The organism is Fictibacillus phosphorivorans (assembly GCF_001629705.1).
Classification (GTDB): Bacteria; Bacillota; Bacilli; order Bacillales; family Fictibacillaceae; genus Fictibacillus; species Fictibacillus phosphorivorans_A.
On the sequence record NZ_CP015378.1, the window covers coordinates 3633669 to 3658421 of the forward strand.

Below are 24753 nucleotides of genomic sequence, written 5' to 3' on the forward strand. Positions count from 1 at the left end.
TGTTTGCTTTGGTCAACAGAGTTTAAATTATCAGGTTATTACAAGGAGAACTGCCCATGAACGATTCAGAAAAAATGATACTAACCTCTAAAGAACTAGCAGTTGCTTTAGTATCATGTCAATATGAAAACATTGCCCGTCATCTCATTCTTAAAGAGGAATTAGTAAGTAAAAACAAAGAAGATATTACTGTTTTTACAGAACAAGCTGAGCAGTCATTACGAGAAAAGGGATTATGGAATGCTCGAAGAAAAACAAAGCTTTCACAGAATCTTGAGGATCTCATCCAAGCTCTAGGAACATCTACAAAAAATGTACATTTCACCCGAAATAAACAAGAGCTATTTATTCATCAAATAAACCGTAATCAATATCTGAAGCAGCATATTATAAATGAAACGCACACTTTTACATATCTTGATCATACTAGAAGTCTTTCAAAAGAAATGATGAGTTTCTATGACCTGGACTCATCAGCAAATTTTAACGATGAGCAGCTTCAACCCATTCAAGTTTCAGACAAAGTGTACGATGCGTTACATAAACTGAAAAGTGAAGTAATAGAAAATATACTAAATAACGAAACGGAAAATGACTCGCTACGAGAATTTATCACTTCGTTTAAGAAAAATAATAAAGCGTTTAACCGTATTAGCTTTAATAACTGCAATCACAAAATCGGAGAGGACAAATGGGACCAAGTCGCTCTATCTTTGCCAGGAAATCAAATGATCTGGCACGTAGATTATGAACAGATCCACGATAATACCGTTTACTTTGTGCCTGTATCTATCACTGATTACTTTTTAAAAATAGAAGACACCCTTGATGAGTTTTTCGCTTCAGATGTTGTAAAAGTGTCTAAATCTAAAAGCACACGTAAAAAACAAAGTGCTACAGCTTCAAGAAAGGTAGAAACCTTTTCCTTGAAGCGAGGATTTTCATTCTTCTGGAAAGCGAATCTAGTGTTGTTTGGGTTGATTGGGTTCCTTTTACTAAACCAAGGATCCTGGGCTGACGATGCTCAAAAATACTTCACTCTATTTATTACGATTTCGGAAGCCATGATTCTTTTATTATCGTTTGCCAGCTGTTTACCTCATAAGAGTAAACAGAGATAGAAAAAGACAAGCTGACTGTTTTCCCAGAGTCAGCTTGTCTTTTTAATAGCATACGCTTGTCTTGCCAAGGCTAACGCACCACACAAACCTGCGTTGTCACCCAAAGCAGGCGGAACAATATACGTATCAATGTGACCCTCTACATTTTTATGTTGAATGTACCCGTTTAACAGTTGAATCACCCATTTTCGAACGAGCGGATATACGTGTTCTTGCTTCATCACACCACCACCGATCACAATGCGCTTTGGAGAGAGGACCAATATGTAATTCACAAGAGCTTGTGCGAGATAATAAGCTTCTAGTTCCCAAACACTCGAATCTGACGCAAGCTCTATCCCCTTCTTTCCCCAACGTGCTTCGATCGCTGAACCTGATGCCATACCTTCTAGACAATCACCATGAAAGGGGCAGCTTCCAGCAAAATGATCATCACCATGTCTGCGGACCAAGATGTGCCCCATCTCCGGGTGAAGCATCCCGTGTACCAACTTTCCTTCCGAAACGGCTCCTACTCCAATTCCAGTTCCTACCGTCATATATAGACAGCTATCTAGACTTTTGGCGGCACCCCAGAGAGATTCACCTAGAGCGGCTGCATTCACATCCGTATCAAATCCGATCGGAACATGAAAATGGTTCTTCAGTTCACCTACTAGATCATACTGATTCCAATGTTTTTTTGGGGTACTTGTTATGTATCCATAAGTCGGACTTGAAACATCTAAATCAACCGGTCCGAATGAACCAACTCCTAGAGCATCCACCTTTTTTTCCTTAAAGTAATCAACAACCAGTCTCATCGTTTCTTCAGGGGTTGTTGTCGGAATAGAAATTCTCTCTAGAACTTCCCCGTCCTCATTTCCGATGCCACATACAAACTTAGTGCCGCCTGCTTCAATTGCGCCTAATATCACAAAAAATCACTCCTTTCGTGTAGCATCCTTTAAATTAAAGGAAAGTCCACATTCAAACATTCGGTTCCATGGAGCGAACGTTTTCAAATCTTCTACCTTAAACGCCTGAAAACTATGCAAAATCATCTCATTGAATCTATTAAACATTCGTTCATTGCGTTCTTCATTTACAGAGCCCGCAGCCTCTTTTAAATCAAAATAATTTAAATCATACTTCGGCAGATAATCTGTGTTCATTTCCATACGAATTTCTGCTTGATAAAAATAATCATCAAATAGATGGTAGATAAGGTTTTCTTGAATCTGCTGCTGTTTCCCATCAGCACCCAACACCCCTTGGCAGATGGTTGTACCTAGTGTATTACAATTCGTGTTCCATCCTTTGTATGAGACGAGTTTATCAAGAATACCCTCTTCATCTAAAAGTGTAATCAACTCGCGGTCTCCCCCATTGGCGTATGCGGAATCTGACACAATGACTTTTTTCCCCGAGTCGATAAAATGCTTGATCTGATCCACAAACGTGAGCATATTTCTGAAACTCGTGTACGTAATATCTTTTGCATTCTGTTCCCATGATTCTTGCATGACGCGACCTGGCGTATTATAAGCAAGAATCAGATCGGCATCATCTGCACGATCCACCAACTGACACCCCGCTGCTAACACGTGTGCTTTTAAACTTTCTGCAAAAGGACGATCTTCATACATCGGCACAAGCTGCGACCCGAACGTACTGCTCCATATAGGAAAAATCTTAGGTTTCTGTCCTCGTAGATCATTGTAAACTCGAGATAGCAATGTAGCACCAACTTCATCAGCACCAGGATACATATGAACTTTTTTATATAAACGCAGCTGTTCTCGTTTTGTCACCACAGCGCTTTGATCGATCGCCGTATATCCGTATTCGGAACTGTCATCCTGAGGAATGGACAAAAATGTAAGCACGCCTTCCTTAACCAAATCTAGCATTTGTACATTTATGTTTGAATTGAAAGCACGTCTCGTCTCATAGTCTTCAATATGCTCTTTGGGCAACTTAGCCTTGATCTCACTTAGTTGTTTCGTCTCATGCTCTGTTAACTTCTCGCGCTTCTCTTTATCCAACAAATAAGAGCGTAAAAACAATTCCCGACCCCAGTGTTCATAATAATCGGGTTCCTCGTCACTCGAACTGTATTTTGGCGTCCGCATGATCAAGTTCGATGCATAGATTCCTAGATTCGGATAATCCTGACGCAACGAGCGTAACCGCTCCACCCATACCGCACTCTCTTTTTGAGTCAAATCATGCAGTCTGGATGGAAGCAGCCCACCGTAAACCAACATATCAATGCTTAAAATAAGAGCATCCACTTTCCCAGCTAGATTTTTTAGCCAGTTCCACAGTCCTTCTGTATTCGCTGCCTTCTTTTTATAACCTAAGAGTTCAGGTCCAGGAACAAACAACTCTACATCCTTTGAAGACTCCGCAATCATCTGAACATAGGTGATGTTGCAGGGGCGTTCATCTATTGGTAAATAAGCAATCTTCATGCGTTTAGCCTTCTTTCGCTACATACTTTTTAAATATGAATAAATAAACTTCAGCTTTTCTTCTTCATGAATCATAGGAACTTCGTGGCCGTATTCACGGTACGTCCTGATTTCCTTTGGCCCGCCTAAATGATGATACAAAGCAAAAACGCTTGAAGGCGGACATACGGGATCAATCATTCCCACCGATAACAGAACCGGACACGTTACAGAGCCTGCTAGATTCATCGCGTCCACATAACTAAGCGTTTCAAAGATTTTTGTTGATGTTTGATGCTGTGGATCGTGTACTTTAAAATAATGTGAAATCTCTGTATAAGGTCCTTCTGCAGCAAGGCCAAATGAGTGTTCGAAGTTCGCCATAAACGGAATATCACACAACGTTAAAAGGATGTTCTCCTGTAAAGCAGCAGTGGCGATAGCCAAACCTCCACCCTGACTTCCACCTTCCAGAAAAACATCGCTTCCTCCAGACAGCTTTCTTACAACGTCAACACTTCGATAACAATCCATATAAACATGAGTGTAATAATACTGGTCAGGGTTGAAAATACCCTGCGTTAGCCAACCGGCTGCGCCACCATTTTCATAGGAATTCTTATCTGCCGATTTCACACTCTGTCCTCTTACATCTACTAATAAAGCGGGTATCCCTTGAATAACATGCTTAAACGTATAGTGCGGCTGCAGTGTGTTCCAATTGTAGCCATGAAAGATGACTGCTGCTGGAGCATTCTCTTGCACAACTTCTGGTGTCACGTAAACACCGTGAATGCGTGAATTACGAAATCCATCAAAAGCCACGTCATACACCTTCACACCTGGAACACTGTATGCCCGTTCCTTCACTTCAACGTTTAGAGGATATTTCTGATTTTCAACTTTTAACCCATTCCAAAATGCATCAAAATCAGCTTTCTTCGTCTGCTGAGGTTTGTAATTTCGCAGTTTATTTAGTTCTACATCGTATGCAATCATGACCGATCACCCTTCGTACGTAAAAAGGAGAAAATATTTTGTAGTTTCATATTTTCTCCTTTCTTTTCAGTTCTTTTTTTGTAGCTTGCAGACGTAATGGTGCGGTTAAAAGCGTACTAGTGGCCCGGTGAGCTTCATTCTGCGCAATCGAAATGTATGATGTCTGAATTTCACGGTACGTGTTCTTATATTTATTACACGTTCGCTCAATCAAGGCCGTTTTTCGCTCTATACACCCTCCATTTCGTTCATTGGATCCACTGTTTCGCTCAAACTGACCAGCTTTTCGCTCAGTAGACTCCTCTTTTCGCTCACAACAACCCAAAATACAAACTTCATCCCTCTGCTTCAGCTCCAAATCCTGCCCATTCGTCTCATCAGCGTCCAATATGGCTCATTTGAGCGCAAGCCTAAGCACAACACACATTAAATAATCTCTTTTTGGTGATTTCCCGCAGCCTTATAGTCATTACGCAGTTCTTTTAAAATAACATCCATCAGGTAGAATGCGGAAACCTCACAAATAGAGTTATCGTCACCCACGATATCGTCTGTCGCTGGAATGAGTAATCGCGTATTAGAGACCTCTGCTAACGGAGAATCCTGCTGGCTCGTCACGCCGATCGTTTCACACCCTAACTTCTTCGCTTGCCTCAGCATACTAACCACTTCAGAATCATAACCAGAAGCACTGAGTCCGATAACTAGTGTATTTGAATCTAGTGTATATGTTGATAATTCCATCTCATATGCAGACAAAAAAGTGTCTGCTTTCTTACCAAGTCTCATCAATTTATACTTCATTTGATCCGCGATAAAAGATAGCTTGTTTCCGCCATACAAATAAATCTGTTCAGCGTTTTCAACTTGATCCTTTACTTTCTCTACATCCTTCAACTCATAAAGCGTATCAAATTTTTTGAGCATACTTACATACGTCTCTTTAACACCCGTTAAGTGAAGACTTTCGGACGGCTCAAAAAGTCTTGTGCTGACAGATGCTTCTTTTGCCATCAATCGAAGCTTATTGTAGGAACCAAACTCAAGCTTTTGGCAGAAACGAGTAATCGTTGCTTCTGAAACATCGATCTGTCGCGAGAGTTCTGAAATGGTTCTGTTCGGGAATGACTCTAGATTCGTGATAATGTATTTTGCGATCATCTGCTCGCGTTTCGTCAGCTTGTGTCTGTTCGATTCGATCATTGTCGTGATGCTCTTAAGCGGCTGCAGGGATTCTTGAAGCAAGAAATGACGTAGAGCTCCAACCATACCAGCATTGTTTAAGTTACGGGCGATCTCGATCTTTGTTTTCGCTAAGATAGCTGGAATCACATCGATCTCGAGCTGTTTCATGATTAAAGGCAGAAGATAATCCTTTTGGGCCGTAATGCCTCCGCCGATAATAATCGTTTCCGGATTCATCATGTACGCGATCGTTGCGATTCCTTTTGATAGATAGTACACAAGGCGTTCAATTTCCTCGATGCATATTTCATCACCGCTTTGAGCCATCTCAAAAATCTGTTTGCCATCAAGCTCAATCTCAGCTACATCTTTTCGTTTCGCAACATTTTTAATTAAAACGCGTGTCGAAGCTAGTTCTTCAAACTGACCACCTTCGATCGGGATATAGCCGATTTCCCCGCCGCTAAAGCTGTGACCCGTGTGAAGTTTATTATCTAAAATGTAACTTCCGCCGATTCCTGTACCAATCGTCAGACAGAACAAGCTCTTCGAATCTTTCCCAGTTCCGATCCAAGACTCCGCAAGTCCGGCGCAGTTTACATCGTTTTCTACTTCTACAGGCAAGTTAAAGTGTTCCTCAAGTTCCTGCTTTAACTTCGTTCCTGTGTAGTTTGGAATTAAAGATGAAGCAAACAGTATGACGCCTTCTTTGGAATCTACTTGGCCAGCCGTGCTGACACAGATCCCACTAATCTCATGCTGCTTCATCAGCTGCTCTCCACACTGTTTTACTTTTTGGACGATTACGGGTCCGCCAAGCTGCGCCTCTGTTGGAACTTCGTATTTTTCAATAAACGTACCATCTTCTGAAATGACACCGTATTTAATTAATGTCCCGCCTATGTCAAATGCTACAAACTTTCTCATCATGATCACCTTCATTTTCTAAGGACGGAATTTTGATCCCTTCATTACCGGCCTTTCCTTTTTACACGAATGGTTTTGATTTGTTTAGGGCCAAACGAAATAGTTGTTTGTTTGGCTGCAGAAATGCTCGAAAGGATGTTCCCCGTAAAATCAACTTCGTACAGCTCTTCAGGATCAAAACCAAGAATTAAATCTGTGTTCACATCCTCAAGCGATGGATTGAACAGACGAATATCAAACGTATTTTCTTCCTTTAACATGAATGAGGAAAAAGCAACCTCTGCTGATGAAAGTTTAAATAGCTTTTGATCCTCTTTTTTCACATGTGATTGCTGAGTCAACACGTTCTGACGCAGAAACTTCCCGTTGTTTAAACTCATGTTGTTTCTGCCAAGAACCAATCCGTACTCAAATTCGTACTCACCGATACATTGTGCACCTGGTGTTTCAAAGCCAGGTCCAGCCCCATTTCCGCGCGTACGCAGATCACGTCTCGACAACCAGCCCACACTACGGATCACGCTTAAGAAAATATGGTCATTTCCTTCAAACGCATCAATCTCATATTCTTGTAAACCGCGATGAAGAAGCTGATGTTCATTTGCGATCACTGTGGATTGAGTCGGGTATTGATTCATAACGGCTTCTTTATTTTTCGGCATATCGTATTTCTTATCTCGAAGCGTTTCCCTTTTTAGCAAGTCAAACGCTGTATCTGCATAGCTAATATCGGCTTTTGAGGTTGAAAATCCAACCTTCAGCTTTTGGTCTTTCGCTGTATTGTTTACCTTCGTTTTAAAATAGATGAACCTTTTCCCTTTATGAAGGGTAATCGTTGTTTTCATCTTATTTGTAGTTTTCGCCTCACTAGGACCTGATCGGTCTTCGTTCAGTGAAGCCGGCAATCTCATCTCATAATTTACTGTGACGGATTGAAAAGTCTCGCCCTTTAGAATATCCGATACTCCAGTAATAATCGCTTTACTCGTTTTATCTTTCAGTGGCGGTGAATAGTTGTACGTGTCTCCAGTATCGAGAGAAGAAGTGAAATGATGCTGATTATCATGTGTCACGCCTGTTTCTAAATCAGTGATTGATAAGCTGTCCTCATTCCATTCAATTTTGTAAAAATCATTTTGAATGAACGGTAACTCACGACTTTCTACAACTTCGGATTCATTTTTCACAGTATCGATTCGTAGCGCCTTTATTTCAGCTCCTTCAAACGGCAGCGAAAAACGAATATCATAAATCACATAATCCCCATAATGCGGCTCAGCTAGGATATGATGAATAAATTCTTCCCGACGTTCTCTTTTCAACACGTCAAACGAAATTTCCTCTTCGTTATGAAACAGTTTGATCGAACCTTTGTCTAATGGAGCTGGTATACGGATCGTTGCTGTAACAGGATAACGTGAAGCAATCGGTGTGTTGTTGACTACATATAAGTAGTCATTATCTATTGAATCGTCAAGATACTCAAACGGAAATTCATCGTGAAGAGTATCTTTTGAAAAGCGACTGATCGCGCTTAAGACTTTTTGCGTTCGTGTCTCCATCTCGTCATGAACCGCATCCACACTGCAACCGCAGATACTATCATGAGGCTGGTTCTGTAAAATCAGCTTCCACACATATTCCATGAACTTTGCAGAATCAGAACGACCATTTGTCCAAACGTTTAATGCTTCCATGATTCCAACTGCTTGGTCTTCGCACATTTGGTTCTGATTTTTTAAGTAAGATCTCGTGGAATACACACCTGGGAGAATGAAAATCTTTGATGGATCACGCTGTTCCCCCGAAATCGATGCATCTGGTTCTATCCCAGCAAATAAGTTTACGTACTCTGACATCAACGTTTGTTTAAAATCGATATCGGGCATCTTCTCACTCAACTGCTTCACTCTTTCATTTACATCTGAGCTTGTAAATGTATGGTCCGCTCCGTTCATGATCATAGCATTGCCGGAAGTTAAGTATGGAGCATTTCCTTCTAAATAGGTTTTTGTCTTCTCCACAAAATCCTTAGATTTAAGAAACGTTTGATAATACCCTTCAAATAATGGCAGAACAATCGTAAATACCTTCGTTCCGTCTGCGCCTTCCCACGTGTTTTCAAAACGGTCTGATATGGCACCACGGAAAATGAGAGCTGAATCAATTCCGTAATTCTGTAAAATTTGTGGCATCTGACTGATGTGTCCGAACGTATCTGGCAAATATCCGATGTTGTACGGTGAACCAAGTTTCTTTGCAGTGTTTGTTCCGATTTCCAAGTTCTTGATCATGGACTCACCTGAAACGAGAAACTCATCCGCTAGCAGATACCATGGACCGACTTCAATTTTTCCTTTTTGTATGAATGTTAGCAGGCGCGCATACTCTTCATCACTTACAATCTCTTTATAATCATCGAGAACGATCGTCTGCCCGTCTAAAAAGAAGTTATCGATCTTCCCCTCATTCAGCAATTCCTGTGTATAGCGAAGTCCGTTGCGAAGTCTGAAACGAAACTCTTCAAACGTTTCATACCATTCACGGTCCCAATGCGTATGATTCAATATGTTTACTGTCTGTATGTTCTTCATTTAAAACTCCTCCACCATTTGAAGCTGCTGTTTCAGATGTGCACCGTTCAATGTATTTAATGCCATGTTGTTTTTAATCGAATACGCGCAGGCCATTCCTGCCGCTTGCCCCATATCACGAACAGTCGGCTGAATGCGAAGAGAGGCTTGCATCAAAAATGTGCTAGAGATGTGTCTGCCTACAACAACTAAATTTTCCACTTCAAATGTGATAAGGGAACGATAAGGAATCTCGTAATATTCTCCGCGAGAAAATTTCGCTTCATTTACCGATTCCTTTGTAACGCTGTGAACATCAATGTACCAGTCGCCTCGAGCAATTCCGTCTTGGAATCGAGCACGGTCTACATAGTCCTGTTCAGTGAGCACATATTGCCCTACAATGCGGTATGATTCACGAATACCAAGCTGATTTGCTTCTTTCAATAAAAATGCGTTCTGAAATCCCGGAATGTATTTTGGTAAAAAGGCTGCGAGCCTGCGAATCATTTGTCTTCCTTTTACAACAGCCTCTGAACGAAGCTTCGGATCTGTTGTTTTCGTGATGCCTGGAATGTGCGGGCAATTGAATGACATGACTGTGGGTTTTCCTGGTTGTGTAAACGCTTGGAAGTACCGCAGATCATCTTCTTGTAAATCATCGTTTGCCAGTGCTTCCCTAAAATAAGGCTCTAGCACATGCCCTTTACCAGGAACCATCGCGATCTCAAAAAAGTCAGGATTTTCGATCTTACAAAACGTCTCGTTTTGCGAGAGGATAAACGTCCGCAACTCAGGGATATCAATACCTCCCATTTCAAAACGGAATGAGATCTGCTGGTTTTCACCATCTTTATTTCCGCTCACAACTTCAACACCTGCTGAACGAGAAAGAACGGCATCTGCTGTTGCATCGACGAACGTTTTGCCTGAGATCGCTGCCAGTCCGTTGCATGTGTTTACAATGATATGCGTTATTTTTCCGTGTTCCTTTACGCAATCTATAAAATTCGCATCATACAGAATGCTGCCTCCGCGTTCTGTGATGAGTTGTTCGAGCACATAATTTAAAGATTCAACGTTAAACCAGCTGCATGCTGTCGTTCCATCGTTTGTTTTAACATTCTCTTTATTTAATCGTTCCGTAATCAATACGTTTATACGCTGTGTTTTCACATGAGTCGGCATCATAGGAGAAACAAGAGAATTCGTTTGAGTTCCTCCGAGTGAAATGGTTTTTTCTACAACTAAGGTGGAGATATTTTCTTCTAATGCAGAGATCGCTGTAGCAGCTCCTCCTGTACCACCGCCGACTACTACACAATCCACATCATAGATGACAGGAACTTCTCTGCCAAAAAAAGATAAGGTACTCAAATGAATTCACCTCTTAATAAGATTATGTTTATCCTTTTACCGCCCCGTCTGTTGCACCTGAAATAAAGTACTTTTGCAGCCAAATAAAGATTAATAAAGTAGGAATCGTCGTTAAGATGGATGCGGCAGAGATTAATTTCAAGTTAGAACCATCAAAGTTCTGTGAAAGCTGTGCGAGCCCGATGGATAACGTGTACATGCTGCTTTCTGTTGAGTTAAGCAGCGGCCATAAGTAATCGCCCCATGTGCCCATGAATGTGAAGATCGCCAGAGTTACAAGTGTTGGCTTCACAAGTGGCAATACGACGAGATACCAGACTTTAAAGCGGTTGGCACCGTCTAAGTAAGCCGATTCTTCAAGTTCTTTTGGGATACGCAGATAAGCTTGGCGCATTAAAAAGATTCCGAACGCTGTTGAAACCTGCATCACAACAAGACCGATATGTGTGTTTCTTAGTCCAAGTTCTCCTGCCAGCTGAAATAGTGGTGCCATGTATAGCTGAAACGGAACCATCATGGTCGAGATGATGAGTGCCAGCACAACACTGCGTCCTTTAAACTCCATACGTGCGAGCGGATATGCCGCTAAACTGCAGAACAATAAGTTTAAAGGAATCGCGATTGCTGTAATAATCGCTGTGTTCATAAAATAAAGTCCAAAGTTCGCTTTTTCAAATGCCGTTACAAAGTTTGCGAGTGTTGGGTCTTTTGGAAGTAGACTTGTGTAGATGCCTTCGCTTCCTGATTTCATTGCCATAAATAAAGTGACTAGAAACGGTCCGACCGTTAGGACAGTGATGAGAAGCATAACAGCATAAAGCCATACTTTACTATTTTGTTTTGATTTCATGAGTTTCCCCCCAATCTATTAAACACGCAGATCGTCTTCGCGTTTGCTTGTTAACTTCATCTGTAAAAGTGATGCAGCTATGGCAAGTACGAGTAACACGATACCTGCAGCAGACGCGATACTTACGTCAAGACTCATAAATTTGTTATAGATGTACATAACGAGCGTAGTGGTCGCACCTGATGGACCACCGCCCGTTGTTAAGGCTATCTCTTCAAATACTTTCATTCCAGCAATAATCGTCATAACCGATACGAGTGTAATAGATGGCGTTAACATGGGAATTGTAATCTTCGTAAACTGCTTCCAAACAGAAGCTCCATCAATACTTGCAGACTCATAAACATCCTTTGGAATCGATTGCAGACCTGCCAAATAAATGATCATATAATAGCCGAGTCCTTTCCATACAGTTATGGCTGCTACGGCTGTTAGTGCTGTTGATGACTGAACCAGTAGATTAGTAGGACCATCGAATACGCCGAGTTTTACTAAAAACTCAGAGATAATTCCACTTTGTGAGTAAAGCATTTTCCACATAAGCGCGGCTACTACCATGGGTGTGATAACTGGGAGATAGTAAAGAACGCGGAACGTGCCAGCTCCTCTTATTCTTTGGTTTACAAGGACTGCTAAAATCATTGGTAAAAAGACGTTTAATGGCAGGACGATCACGAGGAACGTCAGCGTGTTCATTAACGCAACCCAGAAATACTTATCTGCAAACATCTCTTTAAAGTTAGCTAGACCAACATATTCTCCAGTACCCGCAATGATTTTATAATCCAGAAAACTCCACTTGAACGCTTCTAGAATCGGATACACTAAAAACGTAGCTAGAATCACGATAGCTGGCAGTAAAAACAGCCATGGTGTAAGGAACTTCATGCTTAATTTTTTCTTCTTTTTTGTTGCTTTGATTTTTGTTTTTACATTTGGCAGTACAACAGGTTCTCTGTTCATGATAGAACCCCCCTTTTAAAAAGTAGAGACTAGGCTTTTTGTAAAAAAAGCTAGTCTCTTCATCTACTACATTAGAATGTTACTTTTTCACCAGATTTTTCAAACGCTTTGTTCCACTCAGAAGCTAGTTCTTTTAACGCTTCTTTCGGAGATAGTTTGCCTTGTAAGTTTTGGATGAAGATGTTCTTTGTTGCTGTACGCAGGTCAGCACTGTTTTCCGTTGGAGGAATGAGTACTTCTGCACGGCTTAAAGACTTAGAAGCTTCTAACATACCGAATGCTTTTGGAGAATCTCCTGGATTCTTGAAGTAGTCATCTTCTAGAGATTTCTTTGTAGCTGGAAGAACCGTTCCTGCCGTTTTAGCAAATTCTAATTGGTTTTCAGCATTCGATACAAACTCAGCAAGTGCTACTGCAGCATCTTCGTTCTTTGTTTTTGCTGGAACCGCAAAGTTCATAACCGCTACGTTCACTGGTGCATCATCTGCGTTCAATGGCTGTCCTGCTTTTGACGCTTTGTACACGTCAGGTGCTCCTGATTCAATCGGTCCTAGGAATGTTACGCCGCCTTCAAGCATAGAAACGTTTCCTGCCATGTAAAGCTCTTGACCTGTTTTAATTGAACCTTCCGCTGCTTCTTGCGGAATGATTCCTTCTTTATACATCTTCTGAGTTGCCTCAAAGAATTCTAATAGATCTTTGTTATCTGCAAACTTTGCTTTCCCATCTTCAACGATAGGAGTTCCGTTCGCGATTGAAACCATTTTTTCCATGATCGTGTTTCCGTCATTGATAACCGGGAAGTATGATGGTTTACCCGTTGCGTCTTTTACTTTTTTCGCAGCTTCATAAAGCCCCTTCGTATCGGTAGGAAGCTCTGAAACGCCTGCTTTTGAGAAAGCGTCGTTGTTATACCAAGAAACAGTTGTTGTTAAGTACCATGGCAAAGCATATAGCTTATCGTCATACATACCAGACTCGTAAGGTCCTTCTACAAAAGAGTCCTTCGTCTCGTCGCTCACCGCATCTGTTAGATCTAATAGCCCACCTTGTGCTGCAATGTTAGACATATAATGAGGATTCAAGTTTACAACATCAGGAACATCGTCACCTGTAAGCGATGTTAACACTTTTTGCTCCATCTCATTTTGAGGAACGTCTTCGATCACAACATCAAGTTTCGGATGAAGCTTTTCGAAGTCTTTTTCGATATTTTTGAAGTAGGTATCAAATGGCTCACCTGCTAATGACGCTGTCCAAAGTGTAACTTCTCCGGAAAGCTCTCCATCTTTAGCTGATCCTTTTGCCTTATCATCCTCTCCGTTGCTACACGCAATCAAACTTAGTGACAATGCTGCTGCTAGTGAACCAGAAACCAATGTTTTTGTACGTTTCTTCACTTTTCATTTCCCCCTCAGAAACATTTTGGTAAGCGTTTTCTTAATAACTCAATTATAAAAGCAAGATTAAGAGATTTCAATCTATTTTAAAAATTATTTTCATTTTATATATAATTTTGAAAATAAATTTCTTTTTATTAGGTATACGTTTTTGGTAAGGTGTGGGTAAACGTTTTACGGTACGTGTTTTTATAGTTGTTACACGTTCGCTCAGATTTTAGGCGGTTTCACTCCATCTAGCTTGGTTTTCGCTCAGTAACCCTTATGTTTCACTCAAACAAGCTTGAGTTTCACCCAGTAGAATCAGTTTTTCACTCCAAACAGATATTTTCAGGTTCTTAAAACGATAAATTAATCACTTAAAATGAAAAGCTGACAACAATCGGTCACTAGATATACCGTTTGAGCCAGCGTTTCAAAATTCATTCTTTACAGCTTACAATTCCGTCCATTTTGTTTTATTTTTGATGATTTAGTGCGTAATTGACCCACATTTTCGCATCAAGAAGGTCAGCTTTGATTCTTGATCCCACAACCGCATCAATTTTACCTTCTGCAACCGCCTGTTCAACCTTAGCTACAGTTGAATCAAACACGGCAGAACTGTTCTCAATATCTTTTTTCACTGCTTGATCTAATTTCTTAATGGCTAGTTTAAGAGACACGCCGTCTTTTTCACTCACTGCACCTTTTGGAATATAGATTTTCATTATTTGTTTTTCAATATTTTTCAATACAGTATGAGTCGCGACAATCGGCTCTTCACCAGGGTTCACTGCTTTTTCACGCCATGGCCCCTTGCCTAAAGCATCTACAGATGGCGCACTTGCTTGGCCGAAAGCAAACATGTTTACTCCAGATGTTCCATACTTTGCAGACATAACATCGCTCACGCTCGCCATCTCACTTAAGTGATGATAGAACGAATAGATTCCCGTGTAGTACATCGTACCTTCAGGCATCAACTTCTTGCTGTCTGTTACCGTTTTTTGAATGCTGTTGAAATCATGGCCATAGGCTTGCGGGATAACACCATCGATGTCTTCTTGCCAGTCACTAATTTGTACGGCTTCTGGTCCTGGTTCTGGCGTTGCCGTCAACATGAACTTTTTGTTCATCTCTTTTGTTTGAACGTGAAGCTTGTCAACAAAATCGTTCTCTCGTTCACGCAGCCAATCCAGCCATTTTTCCCACTCAGCAGGTGTTGTTGTTGGGGATAGCTTGTACGGATCTATTCCAGTTTTCTCTTGATAAAGCTGTTTCGTTCTCTCACTAAAGCCGTAGCTTTGCTCAAACTTATGATGCGGGTAACGCATATAATCGATGTTAAGACCCTTGATGTCATAATCGGCCTGCATCTCTTTATAGATATCTAACATGAAATCCTGCACGTCAGGTTGTGCGATATCAAGCCAGTAATATTTGCTCGCTGTATCCGGCTGGAACGTTCCTGTTGTGTTGCTGCGCTGGATCGCTGCCCACTCTGGATACTTCGCGAATTGAGATGGTACACCTATGCTGCTTTCCCCGATCATGAATCCATCCGTCCACGCCTGGATTGTCATGCCTCGCTTTTTTCCTTCTTTTACATAAGCGTCTAAAAGGTTCTTTCCGTATTTTCCATAGTCACCGTTCGCAAAACGCGGGTGCTGTGCAGGGAGACCGTATTTCTCCATCACCTTACTCGGATAGATCGTGTATCCCCAGAAAGTTGTTTCTAAATATACCGAGTTAAAGCCCGCTTTTTCCATGCGATCAAGAACTTGTTTAACACCATCTAACGTTGTTTCTTCCGGACGGTACCAGATTGCACGCTGCTCTGCCTTGTGAGAAGCAAGTGAATAATAGTACGCGTCATAAGCGGATTGCGTTGCTTGTCTTGTTCTATCCAACGATTTTACAGGATCGCTTGATTTAATCGCTTCAGCTTCAGCTAAAAGTGACTCAGCTTTTTGAACCGCAGCATTCGCTTCTTCAAACGCTACATCTAGATACTCTGACTTTGCTTTTTCAATTGATGACTTCGCTTGATCGATCGCTTGCTTACTTTGGTATTGGAAACTCTCAACGTCTTGTACGATTTCCACAACACCGTTTGCGCTTACATTAACCTTGGCGCCAATAATGGAGTTAGAAGAGATCCAGCTCGAATTTACTCCATGTCCACTCACGACAAAACCGTTTTTAGGAATCTTAGAGTTTCCGCCTCCAAGTTTTGTAACAAAACCGTTCTCTACTGTAATTTCATAGCCATATTGATTCGTTTTTGTGGACTCACCGAACGCCGGAGTATAGACGATCAGCTGATCTGGTCCACGAAAACCATCAAACACCGCACCGTCTGGGTTAGACGCTCGTGTAGGGTCTACCGAATTCGACTGTTTTTGTTCACGCTTTTCAGTCGGCTCTTGTAATGTAACGGTTTCTCCCGCTTCTAATTGTGTCAAAAAGTTTCGGATTTCTGTTGTTGAAATATCCCCCGTTGATAAAACGAGCCCGTTCTCTGGAATCGCGCTGTCACCGTCTGTGTCTTTTACAACACGGTATGTATTAACGCCCGTTTTTTCTAAGACGATTTCCATACTTCCTTTTTGTGTTTCGGTGTAATAACTAAATTCATCGTTAAATAGGATCAGCTTGTTATCATTGGCAAGCTGGTTCTTTCCGTTGATTGCCATTTGATCACCTGATTCATCTTTTACAGAAAGGACATTGTAAGGTACATTTTCTTGCGCTTTAACCGAACCTGACAGATCAACAGCTGAAAATATAAGACTAGTAGCAAGGAGGGAACCCGTTAAGACTTTAAACTTTTTTTTCATAATCAGTCTCCTTTTATTGTTTTTGGTAACGCTTTCAAATTATTATAATGTCTTTCTAAATTATTTTCACTATTATTAAATTTATGAAATTTAATTTCATTTTCTTAACTAACTAGGATGGCCAAGGGGTTTCAGGTTGGAAACACGAAAAAAGACCCTGCTAAAAAAGGGTCTTTTTACTTATGTTCTTAGACTTTACTTTTGTATGACGAAAGAGCTTCTTCGTCTGCAAGGATCATTACGTCCGGATGAACCTTCAACGCCGATGCTGGCAGCTGCTCGTCCACTTCATCTGTAGTTAACAATTGCTTCATCACTTCTGCTTTATTGATGCCTGAGACGAGTAGTAATATCTGCTTCGCCTTTAAGATAGACGCGATTCCCATTGTAATGGCTTGCTTTGGTACGTCTTCTAAACGTTCAAAAAATCTAGCATTCGCTTTACGAGTTGTTTCATCAAGCTCCACGATATGGGTGTTTGAATAAAAAGAAGTTCCAGGTTCATTAAATCCAATGTGCCCGTTGCTTCCGATACCAAGGATCTGGATGTCCACACCTTCGGCTTGGCTCAGCTCAACATCATATCGCTCGCATTCAGCTTTTAAATCCTCTGCAGTTCCATCAGGAATATGAATTTGAGATTGAGGAACGTTAATATGTGCAAATAAATTTTCCTCCATAAAATACCGATAGCTATTGGAGTCATCTGCATCAATTCCAACATACTCATCTAAGTTGAAGGTACACACCCTCTCATAAGAGGTTCCGTTACTCCTGTAATCTTGAATCAATTCCTTATAAAGTCCGATCGGTGTTCCGCCTGTGGCAAGCCCTAGTTTGGTATCAGGCTTTGATTGAACTTTTTCAATAATGATTCTTGCTGCAATAGAGCTCATCTCATGATAATCTTTTACTTCTAAGATTCTCATACTTCATCACCTCTTCGGTAAGCGAGATTGCCCTTACAAAACGTCATCACTACCTCATAGTCTTCGTCTAGTACAACAATGTCGGCATCTTTTCCTGGGGCTAGACTTCCTTTACGGTCAAAAACATTTAGTTCCTTTGCAGGGTTAACAGACGTCATCTGAATGATGTCAGAAATGGAACAGCCCGTAAATTGCATCATGTTCTTCACCGCTGTGTTCATCTTTATGATGCTGCCAGCAAGTGTTCCATCTTTTAATGTCGCCGTCTCATGTTGAACGGTTACCTCCTGGCCGCCAAGATCGTACTGTCCATCTCCAAGACACTTTGCCCGCATCGCATCTGTCACTAACACGACTCTCTCATTTCCTTTTTGTTTGTAAGTTAAAGAGATGAGCTCCGGTCGAACATGGATTCCATCGGCGATCAGTTCAGTCGTTAGTTCATCGTTTAAAAGTGCTGCTCCGACAACTCCAGGCTCGCGATGGTGAAGTCCGCGCATTCCGTTATAAAGGTGAGTCACATGAGAGGCGCCGGCCTTTATTCCGGTAACCACCTCTTCATACGTCGCATCAGAGTGTCCGATCGATGCAACGATATTTTGTTCATGAAGATAGGAGATGACTTCAAGACTTCCTTCTATTTCAGGCGCAATTGTAACGAGCTTAATATGCCCTGAAGCTAATTTCTGCCATTGTTTAAAAAGCTCTAATTTCGGTTTGATAATCGCTCCGACAGGCTGGGCTCCCGCTCTTTTTTCAGAAATAAATGGTCCTTCAAGATGAATGCCGAGCGTTTCAGCTGTTCCTTCCACTTGTCCAGCTTCAATAAATAACCCAGCGTTTTCAAGCGCTTTTTCAATTTTGTTCTGCTCTTGCGTCATCGTCGTTGCTAGAAAGCTCGTCGTACCTTCTTGAGGCAGGACGCTCGCAATGGTTTCGAGCGCATCAAAAGTTGCGTCCATCGTGTCCGCCCCAGCTGCTCCGTGAATATGAACATCGATCATCCCTGGAACGATGTGATACGTTTCTAAAAGTTCGATAACCTCTGTTTGATCGTCACCTGGAAAAGAGTCCGTGCTCAAATCTATTATTTTTCCGTTTTGAATGGTGATTGAGCCTCTATGCACGGTTTCGTTCTCCCCATAGATCGATGCATTCCTCAAAGTGATTTTATTCCTAACCATTACACTGCCTCCATTTAAAGGTTGGAAGTTATCTATCTTCCCCGTGATTTGATTGCTTCTACAGTTTCCAAATATTTTTCTTCACGTTTACGATCCGTTAAAAAATACAGACTGATCTTGTCTATTAAATAAAGTGTACTTAAATCTAACCCTGTTAATAGGTGATGATTGCGAAGTGGATGCACCGTCCACAAAATAAAATCAGAAAGTTTGGTTAGCGGGGTTTCCCCGAATGCTGTAAATGCTACCACTACAGCTCCTTTTTCTTTTCCCTTGGAAACAGACTGAAGAAGATCTACAGTTTGTCCGGAACGAGAGAAAGCAAGAATGACATCGCCTTTTTGTAAGAGTGTGCTGCGAATAATCATTAAGTGTGGGTCAGTAATGGCTTCACAAACAAAACCCATCCTGCTTAAACGATAGTTTAATTCTTGAGCGGCTAATCCAGAACTCCCAAGTCCATATATAAATATACGTTTTGCACTTGTCATGTAAGTGAGGGCTTTTTGAAATTGATCTCTGTCTTCAAGACCCTCCACGTCGTTCAGCATATCTCGATAAGAGGAAGATAGTTGTTCTTCAACCCCTTCTCCTTGTTTAGATTCTTTAACTTCAGCAAGTCTTACTTTCATTTCAACAAAATTCCGGCAAGAGACTTTCTTTGCGAAACGAGTGATCGAACTAATTGAAACACCTGTGATCTCAGCAAGTTCTTGTATATGACTTCGTGAAGCTTTTTCAGGATTACTTAAAATAAAGTCTGCTATTTTCTTTTCTTTATCAGATAGCGTGGAGAAAACACTTTGTATCTCTTTTAATAATGAAGCCATTCTTACACATCCTTCTTACTTTGGTATTTGAGCTACAAAACGTGCTGTGATCTGCTGCGGACGCGTGATTGCACCGCCTACAACAACTGAATAAGCTCCCATTTCAAGTACATCCCTAACCATTTCAGGTGTCATGATGTTACCTTCTGCAATTACTGGAACAGATACTTCTTTAACTACATCTTTTAAAAACTGAAAATCATTTTCATACAATTTGTGTTTCTTAGATTCCTCTGTATAGCCATAGAGAGTGGTGGATACACAATCAAATCCTAGTCTCTCTGCATTCTTAGCTTCTTCGATGGATGAGATATCAGCCATGAGTTGCACAGCCGGATTCTTAGCGCTGGCGTATGAAACGAGTTCCTCCAAAGGGAGCGCATCCGGTCTTTTTCTGAGTGTCGCATCTATTGCAATCATTTCACAACCGCTCTCAATTAATTCATCTATCTCTTTTTTTGTTGCGGTGATATAGATTTCGCTGTCATCATAATCTCTCTTCACGATTCCGATCACAGGTAGGTCTACCTCTTGTTTGATGGCGATTATGTCCTCTTTCGAGTTAGCACGTATTCCAGAGGCTCCACCTTCTTTTGCAGCAAGCGCCAATTTGGACATGATAAAAGAGCTATGAAGCGGTTCATTTTCTAGGGCTTGGCATGATACAACTAAACCTCTTTGGATTTGTTTTAACATATGTATTACCTCCAGTTTATGAAAATACTAGTCAAAATTTATTTATATTTGGTAATTATTATCTAACTACTAATAAAGTATCATATATCATGAGTTGAAAACAAAGGAATTTTTATTGTGCATGCAATTTTGCTCATAAAGTAAATCATTACGGTACGTGTTATTTTATTTGTTACACGTTCGCTCAAACTTTGCTGGTTTTCACCCCCTACACGATCCTTTTCGCTCACTCTAACGCTGTTTTCACTCCAACGGCATAGCCTTTCACTCCCATCTGCCTCCATTTCGCTCAAAAGCCCCCGCAAAAACCATGATGGCACAAAAAAACAACCGGAATTCCAACATTCCGGTTGCTTTATCTTCTCTATATAGTAGGATGTGACACGATAAACCTTGCATCACCGTTCATTCCGAAGCTTTTTACTGTGGAAGGGACGATAAAATGGTCACCTTTCCTAAAAGTAGATGTCATTCCACCTTCTACATTCAGTTCACCTTCACCATCTAGCACACTTACGAGTAAATATGACGGATTCTCTACATCAGAAACATTTCCAGCAAGATTCCAATGATAAACGGTAAAGTAGCTCTCTTGCACAAGTTTTTTAATTCTTAAGTCCTCGTTACCTGACAACACAGGTTCAAAGTCAGCGTCTTCGTGTGGAATCATCGCCACTTCGATCGATTTCTCAATATGTAACTCACGGAGGTTTCCTTCATCATCACGTCGGTCGTAATCGTATACACGATACGTAACATCTGAACTTTGTTGTGTTTCAAGAATCATCGTGCCCGCACCGATCGCGTGAATCGTTCCGTTTGGTACATAAACAAAATCTCCTGGCTTGATCGCGACTTTACGAAGCAGTTCTTCCCAACGGTTCTCGTTGACCATCTCTTCAAATTGAAGCATCGAACCTGCATGATGCCCATACACAAGCTCTGCTCCTGGCTCACAGTCGATCACATACCAGCACTCAGTCTTTCCGAATGCCTCACCCTCTACTTCGCGTGCATACGAATCATTAGGATGCACTTGGACAGACAGATCGGTCTTAGCGTCCAATATTTTCACAAGTAACGGAAAGTCTTCACCCTGTTGGTCAGCAAAAAGTTCTCGATGCTTATCCCATACTGAGTTCAGCGTCTCTCCTTTTAATGGTCCGTTCCCAACTTCACTCGGCCCGTGCGAATGGGCGGAAATTCCCCAGCACTCACCCGTTGTTTCAGTCGGGATCTCATAACCGAACTCATCACGAAGCTTCGTACCGCCCCAGATTCGGTCCTTGAATACAGGTTTTAGAAAAATAGGTTCATTATACACGCTTTTCACATCTCCCCACATGGGTATAGTCCCTCCCATTCTAAACGTTTGTTTAAAGATAAACCACCTGATACTCTAAAAAAATTGGACTAGAAATTATTACTATCGGGAATCTATGAATGTAGGTTTGATTTTGCTCCATATTCAGATATACTAGACCTTTATAAATATACAAATATTCTGATTAATTTTACATAAAAAGACAGGAGATCTGACGATGAAATATACCATTGAGCCGCTTGGCGATAACAGCTTAATCATTGAACTCGGACAAGATATGAGCCATGAGATCCAGCAAAAAGTCAAAAAAGTCTCCTCTTTCTTTGAAGAGCATGCGTTTGACTGGGTGATTGAAACCGTTCCTGGTTTTACGACGGTCGCTGTTTTTTATGATCCATTGAGAATTGAAACAACTTCTCTTCCTTATGATGAAGTATGCAAATTTTTGGAACCGCTTTTAGAAAAGTTAGAAGTGGACGATCATACTCAACCTCGTGTTGTGGAGATTCCCGTCTGTTATGGCGGTGAGTTTGGTCCAGACTTAGAGGAAGTCGCGAAACATAACGGACTCACGGAAGACGAAGTGATTGATATCCACTCTAATGGTGAATACACCGTCTATATGATTGGGTTCGCTCCTGGCTTTCCGTATATCGGTGGCATGAGTGAAAAAATTGCAGCACCGAGACGAAGTAATCCTAGACTGAAGATTCCGGCTGGTTCTGTAGGAATCGCTGGCAAACAAACAGGCGTTTATCCGATTGAAACACCGGGTGGATGGCAGCTCATCGGCAAAACACCAGAAAAGCTTTTTACTCCTGAAGGTGAAACGCCTTCCCTTCTTCAAGCTGGTGACCAGATTAAGTTTGTACCGATCTCAGAAGAAGAGTTTCAAAAATATGAGGAGGACGCAAAATGATTAAGATTACAAAACCTGGCCTCCTAACGAGTGTTCAAGATCTTGGCCGTTACGGATTTCAAAAATATGGTGTGATCACTAGTGGTGTCATGGACACGACTGCACATCGGATAGCAAATTCTTTAGTTGGAAATGATGAGAATGAAGCTACATTAGAGCTTACACTGCTCGGACCTGATATGGAGTTTCATGAAGACACGCTGATTGCAATCTGCGGAGGCAACTTGTCCCCTTCTATTGACGGGAAACCGGTGAAATTGTGGCGCTCGGTGTTGGTGTCTGCTGGCAGCAAGCTGAAATTCGGCGGCTGTAAAACAGGCTGTCGTGCTTATTTGGCGGTTGCAGGCGGTTTTAATGTGCCTGAAGTGATGAATAGCAAATCTACATACTTACGCGCTGGAATCGGCGGACATAACGGAAAAGCCCTTCAGAATGACGATGAACTTTCTATTGGGAAACCAAGTGAACTTTCCGAAAAAATAACGAAAGTATTAGCAGCAAAACGTGGGGAGAACAAATTTGTGGAGATGCAATGGACGATCTCTTCTGATTTTATCTCGTCTTCTGCTTCCAAACCGCAAGTTCGAGTCATGAAAGGCAGACAATACGACTGGTTCACAACAGAAAGTCAGATGAAGCTTTTTACGGAACACTTTGAAGTGACATCACAATCTGATCGTATGGGGTATCGCTTAAAAGGACCTCAGCTTGAACTTCAAGAGAAACAAGAAATGCTCTCTGAAGCTGTGAGCTTTGGAACGATTCAAGTTCCGTCAGAAGGCAATCCAATCGTACTGCTCGCCGACCGCCAAACTACTGGTGGTTATCCAAAGATCGGGCAGATCGCAACAGTTGACCTTTCAATCATGGCGCAGCTGAAGCCTGGAGACAAAGTACAGTTCGTCGAAGTTTCACACGAAGTGGCACAACAACTCTACTTAGATCGTGAAAAGAAATTGCACCAATTAAAACAAGGCATCGCACTTAAAATACGACAAGAATCGAAGTAATTTAGGAGGTACTTATGAAGAAAGAGTCAAAAGCTAGTATTCTTTTAGGCGCAGCGTTTTTGATGGCGACATCTGCCATCGGGCCAGGGTTTTTAACACAGACCACACACTTCACGTCCATTCTCGCAGCCAGTTTTGGTTTTGTTATTTTAACATCGATCATTATTGATATCGGCGCGCAAATGAACGTATGGCGAATTATCGCTGTCTCTGAAAAAAGAGCACAAGATATTGCAAACGCCGTCCTTCCGGGCTTAGGTGTATTCCTAGCCATATTGATTGTAATTGGAGGACTTGCGTTTAACATCGGAAATATAGCCGGTGCAGGTCTTGGTCTAAACGTATTGTTCGGCGTTTCCCCTACAATGGGGGCTATACTCAGTGGGATTGTTGCTATCTTAGTATTCGTTGTGCGTGAAGCTGGAAAAGCGATGGACCGTTTCACACAAGTTGCTGGTTTTGTCATGATCGCTTTAACCGTATATGTGATGTTCACAGCTCAACCTCCTGTTGGAGAAGCGGTTGTAAAAACGTTCGCACCTGATACGATTGATATTTTAGCAATCGTCACATTAGTGGGTGGAACAGTTGGTGGATATATCACGTTTGCTGGAGCACACAGATTGCTTGATGCAGGAATTAAAGGAAAAGAAAGCTTAGGAGAAGTAACAAAAGGGTCGATTTCCGCAATCGGAATTGCATCCATCATGCGTATTTTCTTATTCTTAGCGGCACTTGGAATCGTTTCTCAAGGTCTTGCACTTGACCCGAAAAACCCTCCTGCTTCTGTGTTCCAGTTAGCTGCCGGAAACATTGGTTATAAAATGTTCGGTGTCGTTATGTGGGCCGCTGCCATCACATCTGTTGTTGGTGCAGCATATACGTCGGTTTCATTCATCCGTACATTCAGTGCAACATTGGAGAAATACCACAAATGGATCATCATCGGTTTTATCGCTATTTCAACCGTGGTCTTCGCACTCGTTGGAAAACCAGTAGCCATTTTAATTCTTGTAGGTGCGTTAAACGGACTCATTCTTCCAATCTCACTCGGCGTGATGTTGATTGCAGCATACAAGCCTAAGATTGTTGGAGATTACAAGCATCCGATGTGGATGACGGTTTTTGGCGTCGTGATCGTTCTTATGATGGCAGCGATGAGTGTGTATACGATGTACACAGAAGTTCCGAAACTTTTCGCTTAACTAC

Annotated in this window: 20 protein-coding genes; 4 read left to right on the forward strand and 16 right to left on the reverse strand. The window is 41.5% G+C overall.

Annotated elements, in window-relative coordinates; translation table 11 throughout:
- Positions 1 to 56 precede the first annotated feature (56 nt).
- Positions 57 to 1121 (forward strand): hypothetical protein, encoded by a 1065-nt coding sequence (locus ABE65_RS18510; RefSeq protein WP_066398225.1) that lies wholly within the window; start codon positions 57 to 59, stop codon positions 1119 to 1121.
- Between the two features lie 29 nt (positions 1122 to 1150).
- On the opposite strand, the gene ABE65_RS18515 is transcribed toward ABE65_RS18510, so the two are convergent.
- From ABE65_RS18515 to manA, 16 genes are all read right to left on the reverse strand, one after another.
- Entirely contained in the window at positions 1151 to 2038 is an 888-nt protein-coding gene (locus tag ABE65_RS18515; protein ID WP_066398227.1) for an ROK family protein, read from the reverse strand.
- Positions 2039 to 2044: 6 nt separating this feature from the next.
- On the reverse strand, positions 2045 to 3577 hold the full coding sequence (locus ABE65_RS18520; protein ID WP_066398229.1) for a DUF4127 family protein: 1533 nt from the start codon (positions 3575 to 3577) through the stop codon (positions 2045 to 2047).
- A gap of 18 nt (positions 3578 to 3595) precedes the next feature.
- Positions 3596 to 4555, reverse strand: a complete 960-nt coding sequence (locus ABE65_RS18525; protein ID WP_066398230.1) for an acetylxylan esterase — start codon at positions 4553 to 4555, stop codon at positions 3596 to 3598.
- Between the two features lie 46 nt (positions 4556 to 4601).
- Positions 4602 to 4943: a hypothetical protein gene (locus tag ABE65_RS22105; protein ID WP_066398232.1), complete on the reverse strand. Its 342-nt coding sequence runs from the start codon at positions 4941 to 4943 to the stop codon at positions 4602 to 4604.
- A gap of 38 nt (positions 4944 to 4981) precedes the next feature.
- Entirely contained in the window at positions 4982 to 6670 is a 1689-nt protein-coding gene (locus tag ABE65_RS18535) for an ROK family protein (protein ID WP_156499205.1), read from the reverse strand.
- 41 nt (positions 6671 to 6711) lie between these two features.
- Positions 6712 to 9261 carry a glycoside hydrolase family 38 N-terminal domain-containing protein gene (locus ABE65_RS18540; protein WP_066398237.1) on the reverse strand — a complete coding sequence of 850 codons (2550 nt, stop codon included), beginning with the start codon at positions 9259 to 9261 and terminating at the stop codon, positions 6712 to 6714.
- Positions 9262 to 10617: an FAD-dependent oxidoreductase gene (locus ABE65_RS18545; protein WP_066398239.1), complete on the reverse strand. Its 1356-nt coding sequence runs from the start codon at positions 10615 to 10617 to the stop codon at positions 9262 to 9264. It lies immediately after the preceding gene.
- Positions 10618 to 10645: 28 nt separating this feature from the next.
- The gene (locus ABE65_RS18550) at positions 10646 to 11467 is read right to left on the reverse strand and encodes a carbohydrate ABC transporter permease (RefSeq protein ID WP_066398241.1); all 822 of its coding nucleotides are present in this window, start codon (positions 11465 to 11467) and stop codon (positions 10646 to 10648) included.
- Positions 11468 to 11485: 18 nt separating this feature from the next.
- Positions 11486 to 12430, reverse strand: a complete 945-nt coding sequence (locus ABE65_RS18555) for a carbohydrate ABC transporter permease (RefSeq protein ID WP_082861497.1) — start codon at positions 12428 to 12430, stop codon at positions 11486 to 11488.
- 71 nt (positions 12431 to 12501) lie between these two features.
- The gene (locus tag ABE65_RS18560) at positions 12502 to 13830 is read right to left on the reverse strand and encodes an ABC transporter substrate-binding protein (protein ID WP_066398243.1); all 1329 of its coding nucleotides are present in this window, start codon (positions 13828 to 13830) and stop codon (positions 12502 to 12504) included.
- A gap of 458 nt (positions 13831 to 14288) precedes the next feature.
- Positions 14289 to 16652, reverse strand: coding sequence for a glycoside hydrolase family 10-like protein (locus ABE65_RS18565; RefSeq protein ID WP_066398249.1), 2364 nt, complete (start codon positions 16650 to 16652; stop codon positions 14289 to 14291).
- A 188-nt stretch (positions 16653 to 16840) separates the two neighbouring features.
- Positions 16841 to 17581 carry a glucosamine-6-phosphate deaminase gene (gene nagB, locus ABE65_RS18570; protein WP_066398250.1) on the reverse strand — a complete coding sequence of 247 codons (741 nt, stop codon included), beginning with the start codon at positions 17579 to 17581 and terminating at the stop codon, positions 16841 to 16843.
- Complete coding sequence (nagA, locus tag ABE65_RS18575; protein ID WP_066398253.1) at positions 17578 to 18765, reverse strand: N-acetylglucosamine-6-phosphate deacetylase; 1188 nt, start codon at positions 18763 to 18765, stop codon at positions 17578 to 17580. Before nagA ends, nagB begins: the two co-directional genes overlap by 4 nt.
- Before the next feature lie 32 nt (positions 18766 to 18797).
- Positions 18798 to 19595: a MurR/RpiR family transcriptional regulator gene (locus ABE65_RS18580; RefSeq protein ID WP_066398255.1), complete on the reverse strand. Its 798-nt coding sequence runs from the start codon at positions 19593 to 19595 to the stop codon at positions 18798 to 18800.
- A gap of 15 nt (positions 19596 to 19610) precedes the next feature.
- Positions 19611 to 20291 (reverse strand): N-acetylmannosamine-6-phosphate 2-epimerase, encoded by a 681-nt coding sequence (locus ABE65_RS18585; RefSeq protein ID WP_066398257.1) that lies wholly within the window; start codon positions 20289 to 20291, stop codon positions 19611 to 19613.
- 364 nt (positions 20292 to 20655) lie between these two features.
- Positions 20656 to 21615 (reverse strand): mannose-6-phosphate isomerase, class I, encoded by a 960-nt coding sequence (gene manA / locus ABE65_RS18595; RefSeq protein ID WP_066400367.1) that lies wholly within the window; start codon positions 21613 to 21615, stop codon positions 20656 to 20658.
- Positions 21616 to 21832: 217 nt separating this feature from the next.
- Between manA and pxpB the strand changes: the two genes are divergently transcribed.
- The 3 genes from pxpB to ABE65_RS18610 are packed head-to-tail and all read left to right on the forward strand — an operon-like array spanning position 21833 to position 24749.
- Positions 21833 to 22534 (forward strand): 5-oxoprolinase subunit PxpB, encoded by a 702-nt coding sequence (pxpB, locus tag ABE65_RS18600; RefSeq protein ID WP_066398262.1) that lies wholly within the window; start codon positions 21833 to 21835, stop codon positions 22532 to 22534.
- On the forward strand, positions 22531 to 23544 hold the full coding sequence (locus ABE65_RS18605) for a 5-oxoprolinase subunit C family protein (RefSeq protein ID WP_066398264.1): 1014 nt from the start codon (positions 22531 to 22533) through the stop codon (positions 23542 to 23544). The genes pxpB and ABE65_RS18605 overlap by 4 nt, the downstream gene beginning before the upstream one ends.
- A 14-nt stretch (positions 23545 to 23558) precedes the next feature.
- Positions 23559 to 24749, forward strand: coding sequence for an NRAMP family divalent metal transporter (locus ABE65_RS18610; protein ID WP_066398266.1), 1191 nt, complete (start codon positions 23559 to 23561; stop codon positions 24747 to 24749).
- Positions 24750 to 24753 lie beyond the last annotated feature (4 nt).